The organism is Streptomyces sp. NPDC059785, from assembly GCF_042732375.1.
Lineage (GTDB): Bacteria > Actinomycetota > Actinomycetes > Streptomycetales > Streptomycetaceae > Streptomyces.
Genome location: NZ_JBHWHV010000107.1, coordinates 1 through 3,479 on the forward strand (window position 1 = coordinate 1; position 3,479 = coordinate 3,479).

The 3,479-nt window shown below is 72.5% G+C and carries 3 protein-coding genes; 1 reads left to right on the forward strand and 2 read right to left on the reverse strand.

Going from position 1 to position 3,479, the window contains the following annotated elements; genetic code table 11:
• Window positions 1-27: 27 nt before the first annotated feature.
• Window positions 28-990: a DeoR/GlpR family DNA-binding transcription regulator gene (locus tag ACFV6E_RS41650; RefSeq protein ID WP_385169377.1), complete on the reverse strand. Its 963-nt coding sequence runs from the start codon at window positions 988-990 to the stop codon at window positions 28-30.
• A 200-nt stretch (window positions 991-1,190) separates the two neighbouring features.
• Entirely contained in the window at window positions 1,191-2,639 is a 1,449-nt protein-coding gene (locus tag ACFV6E_RS41655) for an NAD(P)H-quinone dehydrogenase (protein WP_385169379.1), read from the reverse strand.
• Between the two features lie 150 nt (window positions 2,640-2,789).
• On the opposite strand from ACFV6E_RS41655, the gene ACFV6E_RS41660 reads away from it, so the two are divergent.
• Window positions 2,790-3,227 carry a gamma-glutamylcyclotransferase gene (locus tag ACFV6E_RS41660; RefSeq protein ID WP_385169381.1) on the forward strand — a complete coding sequence of 146 codons (438 nt, stop codon included), beginning with the start codon at window positions 2,790-2,792 and terminating at the stop codon, window positions 3,225-3,227.
• The last annotated feature ends 252 nt before the right edge of the window (window positions 3,228-3,479 follow it).

Sequence of the window (3,479 nt, forward strand, 5' to 3'; positions counted from 1 at the left end):
GCTCCGACGTCGCCGGCGGCGCCGGTGTCAGCGGCGGCGCAGGTCCGCCACCCGCGCCCGCTCCCCGGGGGACTGCTCCCCCAGGACGGTCGCGGAGCGCAGCGGGGTCCCGGTGCCCGGCACCTGACCGCGGCGCGGTCCCGGGAGCGGCACGTCCCGGCGCGGCTGGCGCCCCGCCGGGACGGAATCTCCCGCCGCGCCGCCGGACGCCGAACCGGCCACCGCGATCTGCACGCCCTGGTCGGCCAGGGCCTGCAACTCCGTGGCCGCGCGGTCGTCGTGCGCGGGCGGCTCGTCGGTCACCAGCCTGGTGATCACATCGGTGGGCACCGTCTGGAACATCGTGTCGGTGCCGAGCTTGGTGTGATCGGCGAGGACGACGACCTCCGCGGCCGCCTGCACCAGCGCGCGGTCGACGGACGCCGACAGCATGTTGGAGGTGGACAGGCCGCGCTCGGCGGTCAGACCGCTGCCGGAGAGGAAGGCCCGCGAGACCCGCAGCCCCTGGAGGGACTGCTCGGCCCCGCTGCCGACGAGGGCGTAGTTGGAACCACGCAGGGTGCCGCCGGTCATCACGACCTCCACGCGGTTGGCGTGGGCCAGCGCCTGGGCCACCAGCAGCGAGTTGGTGACGACGGTCAGGCCGGGCACCCGCGCGAGCCGGCGGGCCAGCTCCTGTGTGGTGGTCCCGGCCCCCACCACGATGGCCTCGCCTTCTTCGACGAGACCCGCGGCGAGATCGGCGATGGCCGTCTTCTCGGCGGTCGCGAGATGGGACTTCTGCGGGAAGCCGGACTCTCGCGTGAACCCGCCCGGCAACACCGCACCGCCGTGCCGGCGGTCGAGGAGTCCTTCTGCCTCCAGTGCGCGCACGTCCCGCCGTACGGTCACTTCGGAGGTCTGGACGACGCGGGCGAGCTCACGGAGCGACACGGCCCCATTCGCTCGCACCATTTCGAGGATCAATTGGCGACGTTCTGCAGCGAACACGAAACTGACAGTAACCCCAACGACCGTCTGCTTTCAGCAGTTTGCGCCGAATAACAGAAGTTGTTCGCAGCAAGGTACCGGAAGTGGTATAGGCGCCTAGGCCGCATGACTATGCCGCCCGCATGGCCCGTGTCCCGCCGTGACCAGCGAGGAAACGCTTCGCCCCGGTCCGCTGCCGCCTCAGCGGCCCCTCGCCGCCGTCAGGACTCGCCGGCCGTCTTCCGCGTGTGGAGTTGCCGGGCGACCTCCGCGATCGAGCCCGACAGGGACGGATACACGGTGAACGCATTCGCGATCTGTTCGACCGTCAGATTGTTGTCGACCGCGATCGAGATGGGATGGATCAGTTCCGAGGCGCGCGGCGCGACGACGACACCGCCGACCACGATGCCCGTACCGGGGCGGCAGAAGATCTTGACGAAGCCGTCACGGATGCCCTGCATCTTGGCCCGCGGGTTGCGCAGCAGCGGCAGTTTCACGCCCCGGGCGTCGATCTTGCCCGCGTCGACGTCGGCCTGGCTGTAGCCGACAGTGGCGATCTCCGGGTCGGTGAACACGTTCGACGAGACGGTCTTCAGGTTCAGCGGGGCGACCGCGTCGCCGAGGAAGTGGTACATCGCGATCCGGCCCTGCATGGCGGCCACGGAGGCGAGCGCGAAGACTCCGGTCACGTCACCGGCCGCGTACACGCCGGGGGCCGAGGTCCTGGAGACCTTGTCGGTCCAGATGTGCCCGGACTCCTTGAGCTTGACCCCGGCCTCCTCCAGACCCATCCCCTGGGAGTTCGGGATCGCGCCGACGGCCATCAGGCAGTGCGTGCCGCTGATCACGCGGCCGTCGGAGAGGGTGACCTCGACGCGGTCGCCGACGCGCTTGGCGGCCTGCGCGCGGGAGCGGGACATGACGTTCATGCCGCGGCGCCGGAAGACGTCCTCCAGGACGGCCGCGGCGTCCGGGTCCTCGCCGGGGAGCACCCGGTCGCGGCTGGAGACCAGCGTGACGCGGGAGCCGAGCGCCTGGTAGGCACCGGCGAACTCGGCACCGGTGACACCGGACCCGACGACGATGAGCTCTTCGGGCAGCTCGTCCAGGTCGTAGACCTGGGTCCAGTTCAGGATGCGCTCGCCGTCCGGCTGCGCGTCGGGCAGCTCACGGGGGTGCCCGCCGGTCGCGATCAGCACGGCGTCGGCGACGAGGGTCTCCTCGGTGCCGTCGGCGGCCCGCACGACGACCTTGCGGGAGCCGTCCATGGCCTGCTGACCGTCGAGCCGGCCGCGGCCGCGCATCACGCGGGCGCCGGCCCGGGTCACGGAGGCGGTGATGTCGTGCGACTGGGCGAGCGCGAGGCGCTTCACCCGGCGGTTGACCTTGCCGAGGTCGACGCCGACCACGCGGGCGGCCTGCTGCTCGGGGGGCGTGTCGTCGGCGACGATGATGCCGAGTTCCTCGTACGAGGAGTCGAAGGTGGTCATCACCTCGGCCGTCGCGATGAGGGTCTTGGACGGGACGCAGTCGGTGAGCACCGACGCCCCGCCCAGGCCGTCGCAGTCGACGACGGTCACCTCCGCGCCGAGCTGGGCGGCCACCAGGGCCGCCTCGTATCCGCCGGGTCCGCCACCGATGATCACGATCCGAGTCACGTACTCCATTGTCCCGCACGCTTCAAGGTGCTTCCGCCCGGGGGCCACCGTCTGTGCTCAGGGGCCACTCCGGGGTACGGGACCGGGGGCGACCCGGACGCGGAACCGGGGCGTCCCGGACGCGGGGAGGGAGGTGGTCGCTGCCGTACCCTCGACCCCATGTCGCTCTACGCCGCGTACGCCGGCAATCTCGACGCGCGGCTCATGACGCGCCGCGCCCCGCACTCGCCGCTGCGTGCCACGGGCTGGCTGAACGGCTGGCGGCTGACGTTCGGCGGCGAGCACATGGGGTGGGAGGGCGCGCTGGCGACGATCGTCGAGGCGCCGCGCTCGCAGGTGTTCGTGGCGCTGTACGACATCGCGCCGCCGGACGAGGAGTCCATGGACCGGTGGGAGGGCGTCGGCCTCGACGTGTACCGCCGGATGCGGGTACGGGTCCACACCCTGGAGGGCGAGGAGCCCGCGTGGGTGTACGTGCTGAACGGTTACGAGGGCGGGCTGCCTTCGGCCCGGTACCTGGGCGAGGTCGCGGACGCGGCGGAGTCGGCGGGGGCGCCGCACGACTATGTGATGGAGCTGCGGAAACGTCCGTGCTGACGGCCGCCTGGCCATCGGACCGCTGCGGGGCCGCCGTGACTCCGGCCGCCGTGCCCCGGCCGCGGGTCCGTCCCGGCTGAGCGCGCAGTTCCCCGCACCCCTTGCCGGGCGCTGCCCCCACCGCGTCTCATCCCGCCGACGGCGCCGGGCCGCCGTAACTCCGGCCGCCGTAACTCCGGCCGCCGTGCCCCGGCCGCGGGTCCGTCCTGGCTGAGCGCGCAGTTCCCCGCGCCCCCTACGGGGCGCTGACCC

Excerpts from the sequence above, each read along its gene's own strand:
- ACFV6E_RS41660 (WP_385169381.1), top strand. The coding sequence starts at position 2,790 with ATGTCGCTCTACGCCGCGTACGCCGGCAATCTCGACGCGCGGCTCATG.
- ACFV6E_RS41655 (WP_385169379.1), bottom strand. The coding sequence starts at position 2,639 with ATGGAGTACGTGACTCGGATCGTGATCATCGGTGGCGGACCCGGCGGA.